Genomic DNA, 21990 nt, shown 5'->3' on the forward strand with positions numbered 1-21990 from the left:
GGAGACGCTCCCGTGGATTCCACCCCCCTCGACACGACCATCGTGATCCCGACCCATACGGAAGAACGCTGGTCCTCGCTCGTCCGGACGGTCGCCTGCGCCAAGTCGCAGGAGATCGAGCCGGCCGAGGTCGTCGTGGTCGTCGATCACAACCCCGACCTGTTCCGCCGCATCCAGCGGGACCTGCCGGGGGTGACCGTCCTCGAGAACGCCTACGCCAAGGGCGTCTCCGGCAACCGCAACACCGGCGCCTTCCACGCGAAGACCGCCCTCGTCGCCTTCATGGACGACGACATCACGGCCGGGCCGGACTGGCTCGGCCGGCTGATCCAGCCGTTCACCGACCCGAAGGTGGTCGGCACCGGCGGCGGCATCGAGCCCGCCTGGGAGGGCCCGGCCCCCCGCTGGATGCCCGCGGAGTTCCTGTGGGCGGTCGGTGGCTCGTACGCCGGCATGCCCACCGAGACGTCCCCGATCCGCAACGTCTGGTCGGCGAGCATGGTGGTGCGCCGCGAGACGTTCGACGCCGTCGGCGGCTTCCGGGTCGGCTTCGGCAAGCTGGGCGACCGCAACCGGCCCGAAGACACCGAGCTCTGCCTGCGGATGAGCGCGCACGACGGCGGCCACTGGATGTACGTGCCGGCCGCGATGATCCGGCACGAGGTGCCCGCGAACCGCTCGACGTTCCCCTGGTTCGTCAAGCGCTGCTACGCCGAGGGCCGGGGCAAGGTGCAGATGGCCGGCCTCGACGACGGCGGCAGCGACACCCTGGGCGCCGAACGCTCCTACCTGTGGTCGCTGCCCAAGGCGGCGCTGCGCAACCTGGGCGCCGGCCTGACCGGCAAGGGCGCCGACAACTTCCTGCGCGCCGGCGGCATCGTCGCCGGCGTGGCCGCGGCCGGCTGGGGCGGCGTCGTCGAGACCGTGGCCGCCAAGCGCGCCCCGAAGACCAAGCTGGAGCCCGCCCGATGAGTGCGCCCATCATCCCCGCTCAGCGGACCGCGCCCGACAACACCGTGCCGGGTATCGTCCGCGACCTCGAGCTCTCCGAGCCGCTGCTGACCATCCCGGCCGTGCAGCCCGACGGCCGCCGCGCCGAGCAGGTGTGGCTGCTGGTCCGCCTGTTCTCCGAGCCGCTCGGCTTCCTGCTGCTCGACATCCCGGCGGCCGGGTTGACCCCGCAGGATCTGGCCGCGGCCGTCGAGGCCGAAATGGGCGACGCCGTCCGCGAGCGGATCGGGGCCGATGTCCCGCTGCACGGCCTCAATCCGGCCAGCGAGCCCGAGTTCCTGGCCCAGCGCCGGGCCGTGCTCACCACCGCCCCGCACATCACGGTGGTGGTCTGCACCCGCGAGCACCCGGACGAACTGACCAAGTGCCTCGACAGCCTGCTCGCCCAGGAATACCCGGCGTTCCGCGTCCTGGTCGTCGACAACGCCCCGGTCAGCGGCCGGACGGCCGAGGTGGCCCAGGCCGCCGCGGCCCGCGGCCCGGTCGACTACATCGTCGAGCCCAAGGCCGGCCTGTCGTTCGCCCGCAACACCGCGGTCAAGGCCGCGCCGGGTCAGATCCTGGCCTGGCTCGACGACGACGAGGTGGCCGACCCGCACTGGCTGGCCGAGGTGGCCCGGGCGCTGCACGAGCACCCGGACGCCGACGTGATCTCGGGCGTCATCGTCCCGGCCGAACTCGAGACCAAGGCGCAGGTCTGGTTCGAGCAGTTCGGCGGGCACAGCAAGGGCCGCGGGTTCAAGCCGGACGAGTTCGGCCCGCACACCAGGCACGTGCAGAGCCCGCTCTACCCGCTGCCGCCGTTCGGCACCGGCGCCAACATGACCTTCCGGCCCGGCGTCATCGAGCGGATCGGCCTGTTCGACACCGCGCTCGGCGCCGGCACCCCGGCCATGGGTTCGGAAGACACGCTGGCCTTCACCCAGGTGCTGCTGACCGGCGGCACGATCGTCTACCAGCCGAGCGCGATCACCCGGCACTACCACCGGCGCGATCTCGAGGGCCTGCGCAAGCAGATGGTCGGCTACGGCACCGGGCTGGTGGCGGCGTACACCAGCCTGCTGATGTCCCGCCCGGCACTGATCTTCCCGCTGATCCGGCTGGCGCCGGGCGCACTGAAGGACATGACCGGAAAGGACACTGCCCGAACTGCGACGATTCGCGAGGACTTCCCTCAGGAACTGCTCTCGGCGAACCGTCGTGGCATGCTGGCGGGGCCGCGAGCCTACTTCACATCACGCCGCGCGGCACGGGCTAAGGTACGCGCCGAGCAGGCTTAGAAACATCGACCGGTCGCGTTGCCCTTTGACGTTCCCGGCGGTACCGCACACGGAGGACCGGAACCAATGCAGCAACGCTCGGGAGAATCGTCCGACCGTCCGGACGCGACCGTCCGGATCGTGCTCGGCGCCGCCGGAGAGGCACAGCCGGCGCCCGACGCGACGGCAGTGATCTCCACCGTCGACAAGGACGCGACCACCCGGCTCGAGGTCGGCGACAAGACCGTCCGGATCCCGGTCGGACCCGACGACGCCTCGCAGACCCGGTTCATGCCGGCCCCGGTGATCACCACCGGCGGCACGCAGACCGCCCTGGTCACCGAGCCCGCCGCGGCGGCCGACCACGAGTCCGGGGCCGACCACCGGCCCGAGTTCGCGCTTGTCGGCATCATCGCCTCCGTGCTCGGGCTGGCCGCCCTGGTCACCCCGCAGGGCCCGCTCGACGTCGCCCTGCTGCTGGTGCTGTCGCTGTTCGGCCCGGGGGCCGCGCTGCTGTCGATCGCCAACGTCAAGAACCGCCTGGTCTCCTGGGCCCTGACCGTGGCCGGCAGCCTGTCGATCGTGACGATCCTCTCGGTCCTCACCCTGTGGGCCAAGGTCTGGTCGCCCACCGCCTGGTTCGGCGCGCTGGCCGGCGTCACCCTGATCGGCTCGGCGGTGCAGTTCTTCCGGCTGACCCGCTCGGGTGTGCCGCTGATCCTGGGCCGCAGCGGCAAGGCGTACGACAAGGTCGACAACGGTCTCGCCCTGGGCGCCATCCCGTTCGTGACGCTGGTCGCCGGTCTCGGCCTGTGGATCCTCGCGCTCGCCCGGCTCTCCCCCGACCAGGTCGGCCTCTACGGCTTCACCGCCGCGCTGGGCGTGCCGTTCGTGGTCGGCATGGTGCTGCTGTTCATCGGCTTCGCGGTCGAGTTGTTCGGCCGGGCCCGGCCCCTGGTGATGGCGGCCTTCCTGGTCGTCGTGCCGATCGTCATGCAGGCCACGGTGCCGCTGCTGGACGGCACGATCGAATACGCCTGGACCTACAAGCACATCGGCGTCGTCGACCTGATCCGCGACAACGGCAGCCTGATCAGCGGCAGCGACATCTACCAGCAGTGGCCCGGCTTCTTCGCCGCGGTCGCGATGATCTCGCACGTCTCCGGCGTCGACTCGATCTCGTTCGCGGCCTGGTCGTCGCTGCTGTTCGCGCTGGTCACCTCGCTGATGACGGCCGCCCTGCTGCGCCAGTTCACCAAGGACCGCCGGGTCATCGGCCTGGCCGTGCTGCTGTTCCAGGCCTGCATGTGGGTCGACATCGGCTACTTCTCGCCGCAGGCGCTGGTCTTCGCGCTGATGCTGGCGTTCTGGGTGATCGTCTCCCGCTGGCTGATCGGCGCCCCCGAGATCAAGGGCGAGCCCAAGGGCCGGATCGGCCGGCTGCGCGCCTGGGCCGTCAAGGGCATGCCGCCGCGGATCGAGACCGACGCCCGCACCCGTCGCTTCGCCTGCCTGGGCGCGGCCGGCATCTTCGCCGCGATCGTGGTGTCGCACCAGCTGACCCCGGTGCTGATGATGGTGCCGCTGTTCGCGCTGACCATCCTCGGCATCCTCAAGCCCAAGACGTTCCTGGTCGGCCTGATCGCGATCATGCTGATCTTCTTCGTGCCCCGGCTGGGCTCGGTGAACAGCCAGTACAGCCTGTTCAGCTTCGACCTGCTGTCCAACGCGTCGGGCAACTCGGCCAGCTGGCGCACGCCGGAGCAGCAGTTCTCGGCCACGGTGTCGCGCATCCTGGCCATCGGGGTCTGGCTGGTGGCCCTGGTCGCGGTCTTCCTGACCCGCAAGAAGCTGGGCCGGGTGCTGGTGCCCGCGGTGATCGGCTTCGCGCCGATGGTGACGCTGGTGGCCGGCAACTACGGCGGCGAGGCGATCTACCGGGTCTTCGCGTTCTCGATGCCGTTCGTCGGCCTGCTGATCGGCGTGCTCTGGGCCGGCAAGGGCCGCCGCGGGGTGCCCGCCATGCTCGCCTCGGGCGTGGTGCTGACCCTGATGCTGCTGGGCGGCCTGCAGGGCCTCCAGGGCCAGCTGATGGTGCACCAGGTGCGGGCCACCGACATCGAGGCGGCCGAGTACTTCTATCAGAACGCCGAGCCCGGCTCGGGTCTGGTCCTGGTCGCGCCGAACTTCCCGACCAAGCTCGAGGCCAACTACGGCGAGTTCAACAAGGGCCACGTGTCGGTCGACATCTCGCTGATCGGTGACCCGCTGTTCACCGGCAACATCAACGGGACCCGGCTGCCCGACATCGAGACGTACATCCGCGCCATGAACTACCCGACCAACTACCTGGTGGTCAGCGACGCGATGGACGACTACACCGACTACTTCGGCACGGCTCAGGACGACGCGATGCAGTCGCTCGACTCGGCGCTCCGGGCCTCGTCCAACTGGCAGGTCTTCTACCAGGGCCCGGGCGTGGCGATCTTCAAGCTGGTCGGACAGGCCACCGCGCAATAGAGCAACGACAAGATCAACGGCCCGTTTCCCGTACGCGCGGGAGGCGGGCCGTTGTCGTCGGGCCACCCGTCATGAGTGAACGTACGATTCGTGCCCGGTGTCCGGATAGCCTCTGGGTGTGAAGTTGCTGTCGAAGTTCAAGCTCGGCAAGGTGCAGATCGCCGCGCTGGTGGTGGCCGCGCTCGTGATCTTCGTGCTGATCGGGCGCGGGGGCGGGAGCACCGGCGGCGACACCGGGCCCGGCGACCTGGACAACGGCGCCGTGCGGGCCTGTGACACCTTCGCCGGCGGGCAGGCGTCGGCCCGCAGCAACTCGGCCCGGCTGGCCCTGGCCGACAAGGTCACCACGTTGGCCGCCAAGAGCGACAACGACGCCGTACGCACGCGGGCGATGGAACTGGGCCGGCACGCCGACGAGGGCAACGCGGCGTGGCGTACGGCTGGGAACGCTCTTACCCAGGCCTGCGCGGACGCGGGCTGGACGGCGCCCTAACGCTTCAGGGTCGAGGCCTTGTCGAAGCCGGTGCGCGACACCCACTCGTCGTACGGGACCGAGGCCTCGGTGAAGCTGCCGTTGAGGATCGAGAAGTTGTTGTCGCCGGTCTGGTAGTCGTTCTTGTCGATCACCATGTTGGGCGAGGCGCCGCCGTCGATCTGCAGGCGGTAGATCGGGACGCTGTCGTTGCGGGTCACCGTGTTGCCGGTGATCTTCAGGCCCTCGATGCTGCCCGCGAAGTCGCTGCCGGTGGCCAGCAGGAAGGTGAACTTCTTCATGTCGGCGAAGGTGTTGTTGCTGACCGTCAGGCCGGCCGCGCAGCGCAGCACCATGCCGGTGTCGTTCTCGAAGCCGGACTGGGTGCCGCCGATCGCCTTGTTGTTCGAGAAGACGTTGTTGGCGCAGGCGCCGTTGTTGCCGGTGCCGGTCTCCATCACGCCGTCGTTGGCCTCGAACGTGTTGCCGTCGATGGTGACGTTGGCGGCGTCGTAGATCTCCATGCCGCCGCCGTCGATGCCGTAGTCCTCCGACGGGCCGTGGTTGCGGCGCACCGTGTTGTTGCGGAAGACCGGCCCCGGCTTGGCCGTGAGGAAGGTGGCCGACAGCCCGTAGCCGCCGAAGTCGTCGCCGTCCTGCTTGGTGTTCTGGATGATCCGGTCCTGGTCGTGCACGTTGTTGCCGTCGACCAGCACGCCCTTGCCGCCGCCGGTGACGCCGATGCCGGCGCCGTTGCCGTAGATCTCGGAGCCGGTGACCCGCACCTCGTTGGAGTCGGTGACCAGGATGCCGTAGCAGCCCACCGGCAGCCCGGCCGAGTTCTCGCCGTGGCTGTCGCGCACGACCACCCCGCGGATCGTGATCTTGCTGGTCTTGTGCACCCGGATGCCGCTGCCGTGGTCGCCGTTGATGTTCACGTCGGCGTTCGGCTTGGGCACGCAGCCCTGCACGATCACGTCGGCGATGGTGGTGCCGGTGGCCGCGACCAGGATCCCGTCGCGCACGCCGGAGACGCCCTCGACCGTCGCCTTCTCGCCCGGGGCGCTGCTGACGGTCAGGTTGGGCCGCGAGACGGTGAACGGGGCGTACGTGCCCTCGCGGACGAAGATCTTGGAACCGGCCGGCGCCACCTCGACCGCGTGCGAGATCGACTTCCACGGCTTGTCCGGGCTGCCGTCGGCGTCGTCCGAGCCCCGGGTGGACACCCAGAGCCCGGGGCCGGCGGCCTCGACGTCGGGTGGCCCCTCGTAGAAGTACGCCCGGTAGCCGGCCGCCGCGGTGCCGCCGAGCAGCAGCACCATGAGCAGACCCAGCCAGCGGCGGCGGGTACCGGCCGGGGCGCGATGACTGGCGCGCCTCGACCGGTGATGCGCTCCGGTCACCCGGTGAAGACCGGGTCGTTCGACATCGCCTTGTAGGCCGCCAGGCTCGCGGCCGTCGAGTCGATCCGCCAGTTCTCGCGGGAGCTCGGGTGCGTGTCGGTGTCGAACCAGACCGCCCCGCCCACGGCGGGGTGCGCCTTGATCCAGTCGCGGAAGTCGGCGATCCAGTCGGGCTTGGTGCTGCCGCCGCGGTCGACCGCCGAAACCTCAGTGATCATGACCGGCTTCCGGGACGCGTAGGTGGCATAGAACTCGTCGAACATGTCGCCCGGTGACTGCGTCTGGGCGAAGCCGGAAATACCGGCCCAGTCGACGTACTCATCACCCGGATAATAGTTCGTGTACGCGTTCCAATCCTCACTGGGGCGCGAATTCCAGTTCGGGCTCCAGACCCACGAAACATTGTCCGCACCCTGTTCGCGGAAGATGCGGTGGATCCGCCGGTATGCCGAGATGTAGCCCTCGGTGTCCTGGTTGTTGGCCGGTCCGCCCCACTTGTAGAAATCGCGGTTCATGTCCCAGGCCCACCGCATGAGCGTCGGCCGTTTCCGTTGTTTCATCCGTTTCGCGGCCCGCGCGATCAGTTTGTCCGAAGAGCCGCCGTTGACTTCTTTGTACTCCGGGCCGCGCCACGAAATCATCAGCGTGCTTTTCGACGACACATAGGCCAGTGAGACCGGCAGATCGTCGGTCCACGAGTAGTAGCGGTGCACGATGCGCTCGGCCCGCCCGAGCTGGCGGCGACGCAGATCGATGCCCACGTTCGCCCCCATGCCCTTGAGGTCGACGTAGGCCCCGAGCATGACCTTGCCGTTCTCGAACGGCACGGCGCCGCCGCCCTCGGTGACCGGGGGCAGTTCGGCGGGATCCTCCGAGGCGCCACCGGACGGCGGCGGGTGGGACACGACCGGGGGCACGGCGTCGTTCGACCGGTAGGTCTCGCACCCGGCGAGCGGGACAGCGGCGGCCAGGGCGGACAGGCCCAGCAGGTTCCGGCGCCTCATGTCAGGTTCCGCCCGAACGTGCGGGCCACCTTGCGGACCGCGCGCCAGCCCGGCTGGGCCAGCTGCTTGACCTTGGGGATCAGGCCGGCCTCACCGTGCTGGACCAGCGCGACCAGATCGGCCCCGCTGTGGTCGGGCGTGGGCTGCAGACGCGGGACGGCCAGCTTCTTCTCCCCCGGCGTGTGCAGGCGGCGGCCGACCTCGGTGGCGTTGTCGTAGCCGGTGGCCCCGACGAGTTCACGCACCCGCCGGCTGTTGTATCCGTGCGGGTAGGCGAACGACCGTACCTTCACCTGCAGCCGCTGCTCGAGCTGTTCGTGGCTGCTGATGATCTCGTTCCGCAGCTGGGCCGGGGGCAGCACGTCGAGCGGGTGGTGGATCAGGCTGTGGTTGCCGATCTCGATCCCGGCCGTGGCCACCTCGCCGAGCTCGTCCCAGGTGAGCATCGGCCCGAAGTCCGGGGCCCACTGGCCGAGCCAGCCCGCCGTGCCGCCCAGGTGACCGACCGAGGCGTACAGCGTGGCGCCGGCTCCGGTCTCCTCGAGGATCGGCACGCCCTGGGTCAGGAAGTCGCGGTAACCGTCGTCGAACGTGACCGCGAGCAGCTTGTCGGTGCTGCCGGCGGCCAGCAGGTCGAGCGCTTCCGTGAGGCCGACCAGGCGGTACCCGGCGGCGGTGAGCGCCTGCAACTGCTCACGGAGCAGCTCGGGCGGGACCGCGAGGTCACGCATGGGCCCGCCGACGGCGGACACGGAGTGGTACATGAGTGCCGGCAGGGTGGCCCAGCCCGGCCTCGTCGTCACGGTCACGCGGTCGTCCTCGTACGCCTTGTGGTCTGAGGTTCCACGCTAAGTGGAACCCTTGCGCTGGTCGCGGGTTTCTCCGTTTTGTCCCTCTGCCGAAAGTCGTAGGCGCGGTCCCGCTCCGGGCAGAAGCGCGCAGGGATCTCCACCCGGAAGGGTGAGGCTATGACATTCGATCCCTTGCGCTGCGCGGAGGCTACTTGTCAGGCGGCCGTCGTGCTAGGGGCCACGCTGCTCCCGGCGGCCTGGCAGACCCTCGACAGCGGCCTCGCGGCCGTCCTGGCCGGGATGTTTCTGGTCATCTCGGCCGCGATCTATGCACTGCACGCCGTGACGTTCGATTCCTTCCGGCTGACCGGGCGCTCCCGACCGGCAGATTTTCGGAGCCGGCAGCCGTGACCGGTGAACCGTCGCGTCCCTCCGCCCGTACCCCCGGTCGACGACGGTCCTTCACCACCTGGGGGCGACGGGATATGTTCCGATTGATCCAAATGCAGGCAGAAAGCGGAGTTCCGCGCATCAGTGTGGCGTCGGACGGTTACGCCAGTGCCCGCACCGCCCTCACCCGCTACCGCAGTGCCCCGGCCGCCTACTTCGGGGTCGGCCGCTTCGACCACGAGGGCACGCTGGCCGAGATCATCCTCGACCGGCTGTGCGGCCCGCTGGGCGACTGCCCCCGCCCGGCCACCCTGGTGCACGCCGCGACCTACTACCGGCTCTGTGAGACCTGCGCGACCGGGCTCGACGTGCTGACCGTGCCCGAACTGGCCCGGCTGCTCGGCATCGCCTGCCGGCTGGCCCCGGTGCCGGCCCGGGCCGGACGCCACGCCGCGCCCGAGGAGCCGTCGCCGGCCGGCAACCGGATCGCCCGCGAGTTCTCCACCCGGGTCGACGACCCGCACTGGCGGCGCGAGCTGTGCGCCGAGCTGGTGCAGACCCCCGGCGCGGTCAACGGCCTGCTGATCGGGGTGGGTGCGCTGACCCATCGCGACGTGCTCGACCTCTATCCCCGGTTGCGCACGCTGGCCGACGAGCTACCGGCCGGCGTACGGGAGGAATTGTCCCGGGCCACCGCTCGACCGCTCTCGCCCGCCGGGGTGGCCGGGCTGCGCCTCGGTCTCAGCGCGCCCCGCCCGTCAGCCTGACCGTCCGCACCCGGCCCTCACCGGGGCAGTCGCCGCAGGTCGTGATGTAGGCGGTGCGGTCGCGAATGGTCAGGCCGGACGGCGCGTCCAGCCCGGCCGAGGCGACCGTGGTGTGCACACCGTGTGCCGAGACCCGGACCAGGGCCCCGGTGCGGTCGCCGCTGAGCAGCCCGTTCCTGGCGATCTCGAGCACGTAGAGCCCGTCCGGCCCCCAGGCCAGGTCGACCACCGCGGTGAACCCGCCCGCGAAGACCTCGGCCGGTCGGCCCGGCACCACGCGCCACACCCGGGCCCGGCCCGGCGGGAACGGGAAGCCGGTCAGCTCACCCACATAGAACGCGCCGTCCGGCCCGCGGGTGACCGCGCTCGGCACCGGCGGCATGCGCACCGGCGCGCCCCGCGGCGTGCCGTCGGCCAGCCGGGCCGGCGCCGGCACCATCCGGCTCGGGAACGACGCCACGGTGACCCGGCGGCCCCGCGGCGCGAGCCGGATCAACGCGTCCCCCTCGGTCACGTAGATCCGGCCCCGCCGGTCGGCCGCCGAGTCGAACGGCCCGGCCACCGGGCCCGGCGCGTCCGGCGGCACCGGCGCGCCCACCAGGGCAGCCGCCACCGCGGCCACGACAGTTGCTGTGAACATGTGAAGCTCCCCCGTGCTTCCCCCGAGCCCCGGTTATAGGGCCTGGCGGCGGTGGGCGGGACGACTGAGTCCTCGATCCGACCGTGAGGTGTCATAGTTCAACTCGTGTCTGTAGGTGAAACCGTCGAGACCGAGCCGCGCCGCCGCCGGCCGGGCCGCGCGATCCGGTTCGGGCTGATCGTCACCGCCGTCCTGCTGCTGCTGTTCGGCGTGCCCTGGTGGACGTTCATCGGCTCCGGCAACGACTGGCCGGCCGCGGTCCAGGTGACCGGCACGGTGGTCTTCGCGGTGGCGCTGGTCGCGTTCCCGTTCCTGATGTTCTCGGGCCACGGCCGCCACCACCGCGACGGGCCTGCCGTCATCGCCGACACCATGCTCGGTGTGATCTGGCAGCTCTTCGTGTGGTCGATCGCCGGCCAGCTGCTGCGCCTGGTGCTGGCGCTGGCCGGCGTCGACGCCCCGGCCCGCTCCCGCATCGCGACGGCGGCGGCCGCGGCCGTGGCGGTGGTCCTGCTGGTCTGGGGCACGATCGAGGCGCGCCGGGTGCCGCGGGTGCGCCGGGTCGAGGTCACCCTGCCCCGGCTCGGCCGCGGGCTCGACGGCCTGCGGCTGGTGCTGATCACCGACACCCACTACGGCCCGATCGAACGGTCCCGCTGGTCGCGCGGGGTCACCGAGGTGATCAACACGCTCGACGCCGACGTGGTCGCGCACACCGGCGACATCGCCGACGGCGAGGTGTCCCAGCGGGTCAGCCAGGCCGCGCCGCTGGCCGACGTCCGGGCGTCGATGGCCCGGGTCTACGTGACCGGCAACCACGAATACTTCAGCGGCGCCCAGCGCTGGGTCGAGCACATGGCCTCGCTCGGCTGGGAGGCGCTGCACAACCGGCACGTGATCGTGACCCGAGGCGGCGACTCGCTGGTGGTCGCCGGGGTCGACGACCGCACGGCGGCCGGCTCGGGCGTGCCCGGCCACCACACCGACCACGAGGCGGCGCTCGCCGGGGCCGACCCGGCGCTGCCGGTGCTGCTGCTGGCCCACCAGCCGGCCCAGATCCCCGGCGCCGTGGCCCACGGCGTCGACCTGCAGATCTCCGGCCACACCCACGGCGGCCAGATGTGGCCGTTCCACTACCTGGTGCTGACCGACCAGCCGTCGCTGCAGGGCCTCTCCCGCCACGGCGAGCGCACCCAGCTCTACACGAGCCGGGGCACGGGCTTCTGGGGGCCGCCGTTCCGGATCTTCGCCCCGAGCGAGATCACCCTGATCACCCTCCGCGCCGGCTAGGGCGCCGCTCAGTCGGTGGCCGGGCAGCCAGGCCGCGCAGGAATGCACCGGACCCGGTCGGCCGGAGGTCGTCGTATCGCCCGGACGGGGGCGGCGGTGGCGTCCCCTGTACGCCGTATTCGCTTGGTGCCTGCTCGACACGGCGCCGCAGGGCGGAACGGATCGCGTCGTCGCCGTGCCATGTGCCCGCGGAGGTCAGACGAAAGTACTCGCCCTGCAGCCCGACGGTGAGGTCGACGTCGGGCTGCTGCGGGTCGAGACGGCGTAACAGTGCGGCCACGTCACTCAGTCCGAGTTCGTCGCACGCTCTGATCGCCTCGCCCCACCGCTGCGCCGACGTGTCGGTCAGGGCGGCGCCGAGGCCACTGCTCATGGCCTCGTTGTGCACGCCCAGCAGGCACGCCAGGCGTCGCACGCCGGCCGGCACGTGTCCGCTCCCCATCCGAACGAGCTCGTCGCCCGCCCGGTCCAGAAGAGCCTCCGCGATGTCGCGGACCAGGTAGCTATCGCGGTCGGACACCCACGACGGGACCGGGCATCATTCGTGCGCGGCACGCAGGGCGCCTGGACCGTCTGCCGCGGCCGTCCGCACAATCTCCAGGCCGCGGGATCGTGGCAGGAACGCACCGCTCGGGATGACACCGGCGAGGTTCGCGACGGTCGTCCAGCGCGGCCGACGGTCGTCGAAGCCCATGAGGTCGTACCACCGGCCGCCGTCCCGCAGCGCGATCGAGCACTCCGTGGCACCGTGCGGCGTCACGTCGAACCGCGCGTCCGGACCGTCAGGCCAGGACAGCGTCGCGGAGTAGGTCCGCAGTTCTACGCGCACAGGTAATTCAATCACCGGCGATCGCGTCGGCGGCGGCGAGCATGTCGGCGGCGACCGGCTGCAGACCGATCGCGGTGAGCGCCAAGCCGGTGCTGACACGCTCGGCGACGCCCCACTCCCAGATCGCGCGCGGGTCGGTGCCGGTGCGGGCGGCCAGCCAGTGGGCTCGGGCCCACGGGTCGCCGGCCATCAGCTCGACCGGGTCCTCGCGCATCAGGACGCCCAGGTCGTACTCGGGCTCGGCCCACACGCCGTCGGGGTCGACCAGCTTGAAGCCGTCGCCCGCGCGCAGGGCGTTCCACTGGTGGACGTCGCCGTGATTGAGGACCGCCCGGGCCGGGTCGTGGGCGGCACGGCGGCTTTCCGCGGCGGCCAGCGCCTGATCCACGGCCGCCCGCGAGCACGGCCGCCCGAGCAGGTCCCACTTCCGGCGGATGTATCCGGACAGCCACTCTGCCTTCTCCGCGCCGGTGGGGAGCCCGGCCGTCGGGCTCGCGGACGACCGTTGCCCCGATGCCGGACGCCAGATCGCGGCGGCCAGGTCGCACAGGATCGGCAGGCGCTCGAGCTGCGGCAGCGCCAGCGTCGACATCGCGGGGCCCAGCCGCTCCAGCAACAGCGCGCCGCGTGCCTCGTCCGCGGCCAGCAGGCGGGCGCACGACACTCCCCCGGCCAGGCGCAGCACGGCGATCTCGTAGCGGGCGGCGTCGCTGCGGCGGGGCACCAGCAGCTTAAGCACCGCGGGCGTGCCGTCGGCGCGGGTGACCGCCACCACGTACGCCTCGGTGGGGTCGGGAAAGGCGTCGCCGACCTCCAGGTGCCACTCGTCAGCGAGCGCGGCGACCAGGGCGGGCAACGACGCGAGCCACTCCGGCGCACCGGCGTCCAGCGCCTTCGCCCGTACGGCGTCCGGAAGATCTCGCACGGCGATCGATGGTGACAGGCGCCATGCCGTTGCGCCACGTAATTCCGTTGAAGACCTCCTGCGTACGGATGAGTATGGAGTCACCGCCGCTCCACCCGAACAGAGGACTTCTTCTATGCGCCTGCTTCGCGATCTGTGGGCCACCTCGAGGAGCCGCTCGGCCCTCGTGGCGGCTCTCATCCTGCTCGGCGCGGCGGGATCGGCGGGGGCCCTGGCGCTGACCGGTCAGGTCCTCGTCAATCGATCGGCGTCGCTGTTCACCGTGCTCGCCGGCGCGCTCGTGGCGTCCGTGCTGAGCGACGTCTTCGTCGGCCTGGTCGCGGCCCGGCTGACCGCCGACTGGGCCGCCAAGATCCGCCGCGGGCTCAACCGGGTGGCGTTCGGGCAGAATCTGCCCGCGCTCGAGAACACGCCGGTCGGCGAGATGCTCGACCGGATCGACGCCGACGTCTACGAGGTCGGCTCCCAGCTGCGCGGCAGCGGCGTGCGGATCGCGCAGTCGATCGCCGTCGCCGCCTTCTCGATCGTCACCGCGTTCTTCGTGTGGTGGCCGGCCGGCGTCGGCATGGTGATCGTGTCGATCCTGCTCTACGTCACCATGAACAAGCCGATCCAGCGCCTCTCGCCGCGCCGGATCGCCGAGGAGGAGGCCTGGTCCGACCTCGCCGCCGTGATGGAGGAGTCGATCCACGGGCAGGACGACGTGCGGACCAGCCTGGCCGCGCCGTACGTCCGCCGCCTCTACGCCCGGCGCGCGGCCGAGGTGCTGCGGCGCGGTCGTCTGGTCTGGCGCTCGTCGGCGCGCATCACCATGGGCGCCGGCACCATCACCCGTACGCTCATCGCGGTCCTCGTCGTGGCCGGGGCGTGGGCGCTGATCAACGGGCACATCGACGGCGCCCGGCTCACCGCCGTCTGGCTGCTGGCGCTCGGCTTCGGCGGCACCCTCGAACACGTCACCCGCATGGTGCCCGAGCTGCAGAACGCGCTCGGCGCCTGGAGCCGGGTGCAGCTGCTGCAAGATGTCGCGCAGGAGCCGACCGAGGGCCGCGATCCGCTCGACGGCGATCTCGTGGTCCGCGATCTGACCTTCCGGTACGGCGAGTCGGACAGCGGACGCCCCCCGGCGCTCAAGGACGTCAGCCTCACGTTCGCCCGCGGACGCTCGTACGCGCTGATCGGCCGCACCGGATCGGGCAAGTCGACGCTGGCCAAGGTGCTGACCCGGGCGGTCGACGTGCCCCGGGGCACCGTCTTCCTCGGCGGCACCGACCTCAACGACCTGGCCGTGGAGGGGCTGCGGCGGTGGACGGCGATCGTGCCGCAGCGTACGGAAATATTGTCCGGAACTCTGGCCGAGAACATCGCGCTGTTCGACACCGCACTGCTGCCCAAGGCCCAGGGCGCGCTCGACGAGCTCGGCCTGAGCCCGTGGGCCGAGAGCCTGCCCGACGGCATCGACACCAAGCTCGGCGAGGGCGGCTACAAGCTGTCGGCCGGGCAGGAACAGCTGGTCGCGTTCGCACGCATCCTGGTCCGCGACCCGCACGTGGTGATCCTCGACGAGGCCACCGCCCGGATGGACCCGGTCACCGAGTCGTGGGTGCAACGGGCGACCGACCGGCTGCTCGACGGCCGCATCGGCGTTATCGTCGCGCACCGGTTGTCGTCGGTGCAGCGCTGCGACGAGGTGGTCGTGCTGGCCGACGGCGTGGTGCTCGAGTCGGGTCCGCTGCGCGAGTCGCGGCGCTTCGCCGAGCTGATGGCGAGCAGCAGCCTGACCGTGCCGGCGACCACCGCGCCGGCCGGCGGCGGGGTCATCGTCGAGGAACGCGACTGGGACACCGCGGCACAGGTCGAGCTGGGCGCCGAGGCGCTGGCCAACAAGCTGCCGCCGGTCGAACCGCCGCCGCTGCCCGAGGAACCGCGGGTCCGCACGATGCGTGAGATCGTCCGCCTGGCCCTGAACGACAAGCGGTACGGGCTGGGCGCGGTCTCGCTGTTCGTGGTGCTGGTGCTGCTCGGCCTGGACGGCGCGATCCTGCCGCTGCTGTGGGCGAACGTCGTCGACGGCGTCGGCAGCCCGCTCTATCCGGCGGTGGCGATCGCGGCCGGCCTGATCGTCGCGATCCCGACGCTCTACTACACGGGCGCCTGGTTCCCGGAGTGGTGGGTCCGGCAGATGCTGCGGATCAGCCTGCGCCTGGTGCACGGCCAGATCGGCCCGCGCCGGGTCAGCAAGCACACCCCGGCCGAGGTGGTGGCCCAGGGCGGCGACACCGAGCGGGTGGTCATGCTGGCCGACAACCTGATCGACAACGTCACCAGCGTGGTGCTGATCGTGGCCATGACGTTCGCGTCGCAGTCGATCGTGCCGGCGCTGTTCTTCCTGGGCACGATGGTGTTGTCCGGGCTGGCCGCGACGCTGTTCGGTCCGCGGCTGGAAACGGCCGCCCGCCGTACGGTCGCAGCCCGCGCCGCGTTCGCCACGGCGCTGGTGTCGTCACTGTCGGCCGCCCGTACGGTCAAGCTGGCCGGCGCCACCGAACCGGTACTCGCCCATCTGGCCCGGCTGGACGGCGCGCGCAGTGAGCTGCAACGCCGGGAGATCGCCATCCAGGTGTGGGCCCGGTCCACCCCGTCGATCGCCAGCGGGCTGCTGCCGATCGCGGCGTGGGGGCTCTACCTGTCGGGATCGCTCTCGGCCGCCGCCACCCTGATCGCGGTGACGGTGCTGGGGGCCGCGCGCTGGTTCGCCTGGACCACGGCATCGCTGGTCAGCCAGCTGCCGTCAGCCCGGGTGTGGACCCGTCGCACGGTGGCGATGACCGGCACGGCCGAATACTCGTCCGACGTGTCCGGGGTCGACCTGTCGGCCGGCACCGCCCCGGCGCCACCGACCGCGCCGCGCAACCCGCTGCGCACGCTGGAGCTGCGCGGCTTCAGCGCCGTGCACGAGAACGGGACGGTCGGCGCGCAGGACGTCGACCTGACGGTCGAGCGGGGTCAGCTGGTGCTCGTGGTCGGCCCGGTCGGTGCGGGCAAGTCGTCGCTGCTCCGGGCGCTGGCCGGCATCGTCCACCACGCGGGCGAGCTGCGCTGGAACGGCGAGCCGGTCGACGAGCCCGAGGTGTTCCTGCGCCCCAACCAGGTCGGCTACGTGGCCCAGCTGCCGCGGGTGCTGTCCGGCACGGTCGCCGACAACATCCAGCTCGGCCACGAGGTGGATGCGGCCGACGCGGTGTCGACGGCCCAGCTCGAGCACGACCTGGCGGCGGCCGGCGGTGGCCTGCAGCTGCTGATCGGGCACAAGGGGACGCGCCTGTCCGGCGGGCAGCTGCAGCGGCTGGCGCTGGCCCGGGCGCTGGCACCGCGTACGGAACTCCTGATCGCGGACGACGTGTCGTCGGCGCTCGACGTGACCACCGAGCTCGAGCTGTGGCGGGCGCTGCGGTCGCACGGGGTCACCGTGGTCGGGTCGACATCCAAGCGGGCGGCGCTCAACCAGGCCGACCGGGTGGTCGTGCTGATCGCGGGCAAGGTCGAAGACCAGGGGACGTGGCCTGAGCTGGAGGATCGCTGGGGTCACCTGGCCGGCTGAGATTCCGCTGTGATTGCTGCGTGGCACGCATCTTTGCGTGCCACGCAGTTTTCGTTATGGTGGGGGTCATGGGACTCCGGGAACGCAAGAAGCAGCAGACCCGGACCACGCTGAGCTGGTCGGCCATCCGCCTCATCGTCGAGCGCGGCTACGACCGGGTGCTCGTGGAAGACATCGCCACCGAAGCCGGCGTCTCCCCGCGTACGTTCAACAACTACTTCTCCAGCAAGGCCGAGGCGGTCGCCTCACGGCACCTCGACCGCTGCCTCCGGATGGCCGACGAGTTGCGCGCACGGCCGGCCGGGGAACCGCTGTGGGAGGCCCTCGAGCAGGCGGTGCTGTCGCAGTTCGACATGGGTCCTGAGGTGGCGGCGAATCCGCCGCTCGACCGCGAGGCCTGGGTGCACGGTCTCCGCTTGATGCTCGAGGTGCCGGCCATCCAGGCCGAGACACTGCGAGCCGGGGCCGACGCCGAAGTAGCGCTGGCGGCGGCGGTCGGAACGCGGACCGGGACCGATCCGTCGGACCTCTATCCGCGGCTGGTGGCGGCGGCCGTGCTGGCGGCCGGGAACGTGGCGACCCAGCTCTTTGTGGCCGGCAGCGGGCGTGACGTCGACGTGCGGCGGGTGCTCGCCGAGGCGTTGCGGCAGCTGTCGACCGGGCTGCAGCCGCCGGGCCGGTAGCCGCCTTTTTCGCGTACGGGGAAGGCTCTGTCATGGAATTTGAATGTGATGTGGTTATTTGCGGCGGTGGGCCCAACGGGCTGATGACGGCCTGCGAACTGGCCCTGGCCGGGGTGCGGCCCGTGGTGATCGAGCGCCGCACGGAACCCGGTCCGGAATATCGCGCCAACGGGATGGTCGGGCAGGTCGTACGGCTTCTCGAACGGCGGGGACTCTATGGACGTCTCGCCGACGGGGGCTCGCCGCGGCCCGCCGACCGGTTCATGTTCGCGGCCTTTCCGCTGGAATTCGGGCGGCTGGAGCACAACCCGGTCTACACCGTGCTGGTGCCGCAGCAGCGGATCGAGGCGATGCTGGCCGAGCGGGCCCGCGAACTGGGCGTCGAGATCCGCAGTGGACATACGCTTTCGGGGCTCGTTCAGAATGAGGACGGCGTGGTCGCGGAAATCGACGGACGTCATCGGCTCGAGGCGGCCTATCTGGTGGGCGCCGACGGCGGGCGCAGCTTGACCCGGAAAATGGCCGGAATCGACTTTCCGGGAGTGACGACCGACCATATGGTGTCGCGGGCGGCCGATGTCAGCGTTCCCGATTCGCTGCGCGATGCGGAATCGGGTGGGCTGCGCATTCCGGGGTACGGGGTGATTCCGCCCTTCCAGCATCAGCGCACCGAGCGGGGGCTGGTCGTGTTCGCGCCCTACCCGGGCGGCGGCCGCACGATGATCAACGTCTCGACGACCGGACGGCCCGGGACTGCGGAGCCGTTCGGGGTGGACGAGCTGCGGGAGACCCTCGAATACGTGGTCGGCGCGCCGGTGCCGATCGGGCCACCGGCCGGAGACGGTCCGCACAAACTGCGGCGGCTGGTCGGCGGCAACACCCGGATCGCCGACCGTTATCGCGAGGGGCGGGTGCTGCTCGTCGGCGACGCGGCCCACGTGCACTCGGCCATCGGCGGGCCCGGGCTCAACCTCGGACTGCAGGACTCGGTCAACCTGGCCTGGAAACTCGCGGCGACGATCCAGGGGTGGGCGCCGGCGGGGCTGCTCGACACGTACGAGCGGGAGCGCCGTCCCGTCGCCGAACGCGTGACCATGCAGACACAGGCGCAGTCGGTGCTGACCGGGCCGGGGCCCGAGGTGACGGCGTTGCGGGTGCTCTTCGGGGAGCTGCTGGCGGAACCGGTGGTGCTGCAACGGGTGGCGGACCTGATCGCGGGGGCCGACGTCCGCTACGACATGGGGGTGGACGGACCGTGGGTGGGGCGCTTCTCACCCGACCTGGGGACGGTGCAGCGCGGGGCGCGGGCGGTGCTGGTCGACAGAACCGGGTCGCTGGCGGCGGTCGCGGAGCCGTGGAAGTCGAGGGTCGACGTGGTCGCGGAACCGGTCGCCGGGGTCACGGCGATGCTGGTGCGGCCGGACGGCTACGTCGCGTGGGTCGCCCAGGACGACGAGCCGGACGTGGAGACGTTGCGCGCGGCGCTGAGGCGGTGGTTCGGCGACGCGTGAGGCTCGGTGACGGCGACGGAATGTGCCTGCGGGCCGGGGCGGTAGCGGCCGCCCCGGCCCGCGAGTCCGGGTGCTCAGCGGTCCTGAGCGGGTGATGGCGTCTGGTCGGGCGGAGCCGCCGGGAATTCGGGCGACGGCTCAGCGGCCGGCGACGCTTCCGGGGCCGACTGGGCCGGTGCCTGCTGGGCCGGTGTCTGCTCCCACGGCGGCGCGGCCGGGAAAGGCTGCGACGGCCCGGGGAACGGCGGCATCGGCGGCGGGAAGGGCGGCGGCGGACCCGCATAGCCGTACGGACCAGGGACCGGCGGCACGCCCGGGTAACCGTAGAAGGCAGCCGGCGGCGGACCCGGGTAACCGTAGGGAACCGGGCCGGGGTAACCGTAGGGCCCGGGAACCGGGCCCGGGTAGCCGTACGGGCCGGGCATGGGCCCGTACGGGAAACCGAAAGCCACCCGGCCCAGCGGCCGGAAGTACCGGTTGGACGGGCTGACGACCAGCAGAACGACCACGGTCACGGCGAACAGCAGCGCCAGCCCGAGCGCAGTGGAGATGACAGCGTCATAGGCGACGCTCCAGCCACCGCTGTCGAGGCTGAAGAGCTTGTCGTAGAACGGGCTGTCCGAGAAGTCCATGGTCGGGTCGTCGGCGAACTCGGGGTCGTCGGCGAACGACTCGTCGAACGGTATGAACATCGCGAACGCGAAGAAGCCGAAGAAACAGCAGCCCAGCCCCAGCAGCAGCGGTGCGCCGAGCCCGACCCAGGTGAGGATGCGGGCGATGTTGCTGCCGCGCCGGACCCAGATGGCCGTGATGCCGAGCCAGATGGCCAGTAGGAGCAGCGGGATCGCGGCGAAGAGCGTGCCGGCCACGTTGTCCTCGCGCTCGAGCGACACTTCTTCGGCGTCGGCCGAGGTGGCCCGGGCCGCCTCGTCGATCAGCCCGTTGTAGTGCACGGCGCCCGCGATCGACATGCCGATCAGGATCAGCAGGACCGCGACCAGCCCCACCTGGAACCAGAAGGCGACAGTCACCGTCGTGGGCCGGGCCGGCGCCGCGGGCGAGCCCGGCACGGCGGGCGGCCAGTCGGCGGGCGAGCCGGGCACGGCGGATGGAGAGTCGGCGGCCGAAGTCACGTGCGCACGGTACGGTCCGCATGGCCGGTCCGGCAGCCCCGGACGGCCATATTCGGATCATGAATCGGTCAGTTGATCTGAGATTCCATCTGCTTGACGGCGGCCGTCACGGTGTCGGCCGGGATGGCGAAGCCGACGCCGATGCTGCCGGTCGACGACTGGCTGGCCGTGGCGATCGCGACGTTGATGCCGATCACGTGACCGGACAGGTCGACCAGCGCGCCGCCCGAGTTGCCCTGGTTGATCGCGGCGTCGGTCTGGATCAGGCCGCTCAGCTGCTCGGTGCCGGACCCGGTGGCCGACTCGGTGGCCGTGCTGATGCTGCGGTCGAGGGCCGAGACGATGCCGGAGGTGACCGTGTTCTCCAGGCCGAGCGGAGCACCGAAGGCCAGCACGGTGTCACCCACGGCGACGCTGTCGTTGGTGCCGAACGTGACCGGGGTCAGGCCGGTCAGCCCGGTCGCCTGCACCAGGGCCAGGTCGTGGGTGGTGTCGGTGGCGACCACCCGGGCCGGCACGGTCTGCCCGGTGGAGAGGCGCACGCTGACGGTTCCGTCGCTCTCGATCACGTGGTTGTTGGTCAGGATCAGGCCGTCCGAGCTGAGCACCACGCCGGAGCCCAGCGAGGTCGACTGCTGACTGTCGACCAGAACGGTCACGACGCTCGGCTGCACCTGCTTGACGATCGCGGCCAGGTCGTCGCCTTCGGTGACGGTCGCGCCGCTCGCGGCCGTGGTCGATGACGTGGTGGCGGTCGCCGCGGTGGAGTCGTGGCCGGTGAGATAACGCTCGGCGACCACACCCCCGGCAGTGCCACCGGCGGCGATCAACGCGAGCACCGCGGCCCCACCGGCCACACGGCGCGGCCAGCGGCGGTCGCCGGGTTCCGAGGGCACGTACGGCGGTGCGGGCGGGGGCGGCGGCGTCACGTAGCCGTGGTATCCGTCGTACGGCGGCTGGTCGGACTGGCTGGGCCGGGTCATCAGGTCGGTCATGGCGACGCCTCGCTTCATTGGCTGGTGAACCCACAGTGACCCGGTACCTTGTCGGCTACCGGTGAGAGGTCTGTGGGTTCGCTGTATGCCGTGGATCACGCATCGCCGTCGATCCCTGCTCGCCGCATCAATCCGCGCATCAATACGTCCTGTGCATAACCTGTGACGTCACGCGGATCACCCGCGTGGGTCGCGCCGTCACCCGGGAGTGGGCGAGCCCCCGCGCGGCGCGGCAATCCTCGCCTACCGTCGCCGGGTGCACAGATACCTGCTCACGGCCGCGTCCGGCGGATTGATGCTCGCCGCGACCTTGACCGGCTGCTCCGATCCGGATCCGGCATCAGTCGGTGTTCCCGTACGGGCGGAGACGTCACCTCCCCTCGTACGGGAAGAGACGTCCACGCCTCCCCCGCCGGGCGCACCCATCGTGACCACGACCGTGCCGGCGCCCCGGTCGTCTCCGCCACCTTCGCCGACGGCAACGCGCGGTTACGACCAGTTCGTGGCCCGGGTGCGGGAGAAGCTGCCCGAGGTGGTGATCGACCGGCGGGACGAGGAGGTGGCCGCCCTCGGCGAGCAGACCTGCACCGGAGTCAGGAAGGGACGCCCGGACGCCACGACAGTCGGCGAGATCCAGCGGCAGGGTCTCACCCCGGCCGCTGCCCGGGCGGTCCTCGCGCTGGCCAAGGCCACCGCCTGCCCCGCCTGACAGTTCGTCACGTGCGGGCCAGACCCCAGGCACATCACCGGGTCGGCCGAAAGTCGC

Annotated in this window: 20 protein-coding genes; 11 read left to right on the top strand and 9 right to left on the bottom strand. The window is 71.4% G+C overall.

Annotated elements, in window-relative coordinates:
- Positions 1–12 precede the first annotated feature (12 nt).
- From KOI35_RS37680 to KOI35_RS37695, 4 genes are all read left to right on the top strand, one after another.
- Positions 13–972, top strand: a complete 960-nt coding sequence (locus KOI35_RS37680) for a glycosyltransferase family 2 protein (RefSeq protein ID WP_215793648.1) — start codon at positions 13–15, stop codon at positions 970–972.
- Positions 969–2291, top strand: coding sequence for a glycosyltransferase family 2 protein (locus tag KOI35_RS37685; protein WP_215793650.1), 1323 nt, complete (start codon positions 969–971; stop codon positions 2289–2291). The genes KOI35_RS37680 and KOI35_RS37685 overlap by 4 nt, the downstream gene beginning before the upstream one ends.
- A 66-nt stretch (positions 2292–2357) precedes the next feature.
- Positions 2358–4790: a hypothetical protein gene (locus KOI35_RS37690; RefSeq protein ID WP_215793653.1), complete on the top strand. Its 2433-nt coding sequence runs from the start codon at positions 2358–2360 to the stop codon at positions 4788–4790.
- Positions 4791–4908: 118 nt separating this feature from the next.
- Positions 4909–5283: a hypothetical protein gene (locus tag KOI35_RS37695; RefSeq protein WP_215793655.1), complete on the top strand. Its 375-nt coding sequence runs from the start codon at positions 4909–4911 to the stop codon at positions 5281–5283.
- Here the strand turns inward: KOI35_RS37695 and KOI35_RS37700 are convergent.
- The 3 genes from KOI35_RS37700 to KOI35_RS37710 are packed head-to-tail and all read right to left on the bottom strand — an operon-like array spanning position 5280 to position 8478.
- Positions 5280–6665 (bottom strand): right-handed parallel beta-helix repeat-containing protein, encoded by a 1386-nt coding sequence (locus KOI35_RS37700; RefSeq protein WP_215793657.1) that lies wholly within the window; start codon positions 6663–6665, stop codon positions 5280–5282. The two genes, KOI35_RS37695 and KOI35_RS37700, sit on opposite strands and share 4 nt — an antisense overlap.
- Positions 6662–7669 (bottom strand): glycoside hydrolase family 26 protein, encoded by a 1008-nt coding sequence (locus tag KOI35_RS37705; RefSeq protein WP_215793660.1) that lies wholly within the window; start codon positions 7667–7669, stop codon positions 6662–6664. Before KOI35_RS37705 ends, KOI35_RS37700 begins: the two co-directional genes overlap by 4 nt.
- Positions 7666–8478: a polysaccharide deacetylase family protein gene (locus KOI35_RS37710; RefSeq protein ID WP_215793662.1), complete on the bottom strand. Its 813-nt coding sequence runs from the start codon at positions 8476–8478 to the stop codon at positions 7666–7668. Before KOI35_RS37710 ends, KOI35_RS37705 begins: the two co-directional genes overlap by 4 nt.
- A gap of 159 nt (positions 8479–8637) precedes the next feature.
- Here KOI35_RS37710 and KOI35_RS37715 point away from each other — a divergent pair, with 159 nt between their 5' ends.
- Positions 8638–8871, top strand: a complete 234-nt coding sequence (locus KOI35_RS37715) for a hypothetical protein (RefSeq protein WP_215793665.1) — start codon at positions 8638–8640, stop codon at positions 8869–8871.
- A gap of 92 nt (positions 8872–8963) precedes the next feature.
- Entirely contained in the window at positions 8964–9617 is a 654-nt protein-coding gene (locus tag KOI35_RS37720) for a hypothetical protein (RefSeq protein ID WP_246614431.1), read from the top strand.
- Here KOI35_RS37720 and KOI35_RS37725 read toward each other — a convergent pair.
- The gene (locus KOI35_RS37725; protein WP_215793669.1) at positions 9592–10257 is read right to left on the bottom strand and encodes a ScyD/ScyE family protein; all 666 of its coding nucleotides are present in this window, start codon (positions 10255–10257) and stop codon (positions 9592–9594) included. The genes KOI35_RS37720 and KOI35_RS37725 overlap by 26 nt on opposite strands.
- A gap of 105 nt (positions 10258–10362) precedes the next feature.
- On the opposite strand from KOI35_RS37725, the gene KOI35_RS37730 reads away from it, so the two are divergent.
- Positions 10363–11547, top strand: coding sequence for a metallophosphoesterase (locus KOI35_RS37730; protein WP_215793671.1), 1185 nt, complete (start codon positions 10363–10365; stop codon positions 11545–11547).
- On the opposite strand, the gene KOI35_RS37735 is transcribed toward KOI35_RS37730, so the two are convergent.
- Genes KOI35_RS37735 through KOI35_RS37745 form a run of 3 tightly spaced genes read right to left on the bottom strand, consistent with a single transcriptional unit; the run spans position 11528 to position 13301 of the window.
- A complete protein-coding gene (locus KOI35_RS37735) occupies positions 11528–12067 on the bottom strand; it encodes a hypothetical protein (RefSeq protein WP_215793674.1) in 540 nt (179 codons plus the stop codon). The two genes, KOI35_RS37730 and KOI35_RS37735, sit on opposite strands and share 20 nt — an antisense overlap.
- An 18-nt stretch (positions 12068–12085) precedes the next feature.
- Positions 12086–12376 (bottom strand): hypothetical protein, encoded by a 291-nt coding sequence (locus KOI35_RS37740; protein WP_215793676.1) that lies wholly within the window; start codon positions 12374–12376, stop codon positions 12086–12088.
- Positions 12377–12383: 7 nt separating this feature from the next.
- Positions 12384–13301 (bottom strand): aminoglycoside phosphotransferase family protein, encoded by a 918-nt coding sequence (locus KOI35_RS37745; RefSeq protein ID WP_308121329.1) that lies wholly within the window; start codon positions 13299–13301, stop codon positions 12384–12386.
- A 115-nt stretch (positions 13302–13416) separates the two neighbouring features.
- On the opposite strand from KOI35_RS37745, the gene KOI35_RS37750 reads away from it, so the two are divergent.
- The 3 genes from KOI35_RS37750 (at position 13417) to KOI35_RS37760 (ending at position 19096) form a co-directional block, all read left to right on the top strand.
- The gene (locus KOI35_RS37750; RefSeq protein ID WP_215793680.1) at positions 13417–16902 is read left to right on the top strand and encodes an ATP-binding cassette domain-containing protein; all 3486 of its coding nucleotides are present in this window, start codon (positions 13417–13419) and stop codon (positions 16900–16902) included.
- Between the two features lie 68 nt (positions 16903–16970).
- Positions 16971–17585, top strand: coding sequence for a TetR/AcrR family transcriptional regulator (locus KOI35_RS37755; RefSeq protein ID WP_215793683.1), 615 nt, complete (start codon positions 16971–16973; stop codon positions 17583–17585).
- A 32-nt stretch (positions 17586–17617) separates the two neighbouring features.
- A complete protein-coding gene (locus KOI35_RS37760; protein WP_215793686.1) occupies positions 17618–19096 on the top strand; it encodes an FAD-dependent oxidoreductase in 1479 nt (492 codons plus the stop codon).
- A gap of 74 nt (positions 19097–19170) precedes the next feature.
- On the opposite strand, the gene KOI35_RS37765 is transcribed toward KOI35_RS37760, so the two are convergent.
- Positions 19171–20229, bottom strand: coding sequence for a hypothetical protein (locus tag KOI35_RS37765; protein WP_215793688.1), 1059 nt, complete (start codon positions 20227–20229; stop codon positions 19171–19173).
- A gap of 68 nt (positions 20230–20297) precedes the next feature.
- The gene (locus KOI35_RS37770) at positions 20298–21224 is read right to left on the bottom strand and encodes a S1C family serine protease (RefSeq protein WP_215793690.1); all 927 of its coding nucleotides are present in this window, start codon (positions 21222–21224) and stop codon (positions 20298–20300) included.
- 256 nt (positions 21225–21480) lie between these two features.
- Between KOI35_RS37770 and KOI35_RS37775 the strand changes: the two genes are divergently transcribed.
- On the top strand, positions 21481–21933 hold the full coding sequence (locus KOI35_RS37775; RefSeq protein WP_215793692.1) for a DUF732 domain-containing protein: 453 nt from the start codon (positions 21481–21483) through the stop codon (positions 21931–21933).
- The last annotated feature ends 57 nt before the right edge of the window (positions 21934–21990 follow it).

Origin of the sequence: Paractinoplanes bogorensis, assembly GCF_018829635.1 — a bacterium.
GTDB lineage: Bacteria > Actinomycetota > Actinomycetes > Mycobacteriales > Micromonosporaceae > Actinoplanes > Actinoplanes bogorensis.

Coding starts and splice junctions, on each gene's coding strand:
- KOI35_RS37720 (WP_246614431.1), top strand. CDS start 8,964: ATGCAGGCAGAAAGCGGAGTTCCGCGCATCAGTGTGGCGTCGGACGGT.
- KOI35_RS37750 (WP_215793680.1), top strand. CDS start 13,417: ATGCGCCTGCTTCGCGATCTGTGGGCCACCTCGAGGAGCCGCTCGGCC.
- KOI35_RS37690 (WP_215793653.1), top strand. CDS start 2,358: ATGCAGCAACGCTCGGGAGAATCGTCCGACCGTCCGGACGCGACCGTC.
- KOI35_RS37755 (WP_215793683.1), top strand. CDS start 16,971: ATGGGACTCCGGGAACGCAAGAAGCAGCAGACCCGGACCACGCTGAGC.
- KOI35_RS37715 (WP_215793665.1), top strand. CDS start 8,638: ATGACATTCGATCCCTTGCGCTGCGCGGAGGCTACTTGTCAGGCGGCC.
- KOI35_RS37770 (WP_215793690.1), bottom strand. CDS start 21,224: ATGACCGACCTGATGACCCGGCCCAGCCAGTCCGACCAGCCGCCGTAC.
- KOI35_RS37685 (WP_215793650.1), top strand. CDS start 969: ATGAGTGCGCCCATCATCCCCGCTCAGCGGACCGCGCCCGACAACACC.
- KOI35_RS37725 (WP_215793669.1), bottom strand. CDS start 10,257: ATGTTCACAGCAACTGTCGTGGCCGCGGTGGCGGCTGCCCTGGTGGGC.
- KOI35_RS37760 (WP_215793686.1), top strand. CDS start 17,618: ATGGAATTTGAATGTGATGTGGTTATTTGCGGCGGTGGGCCCAACGGG.
- KOI35_RS37705 (WP_215793660.1), bottom strand. CDS start 7,669: ATGAGGCGCCGGAACCTGCTGGGCCTGTCCGCCCTGGCCGCCGCTGTC.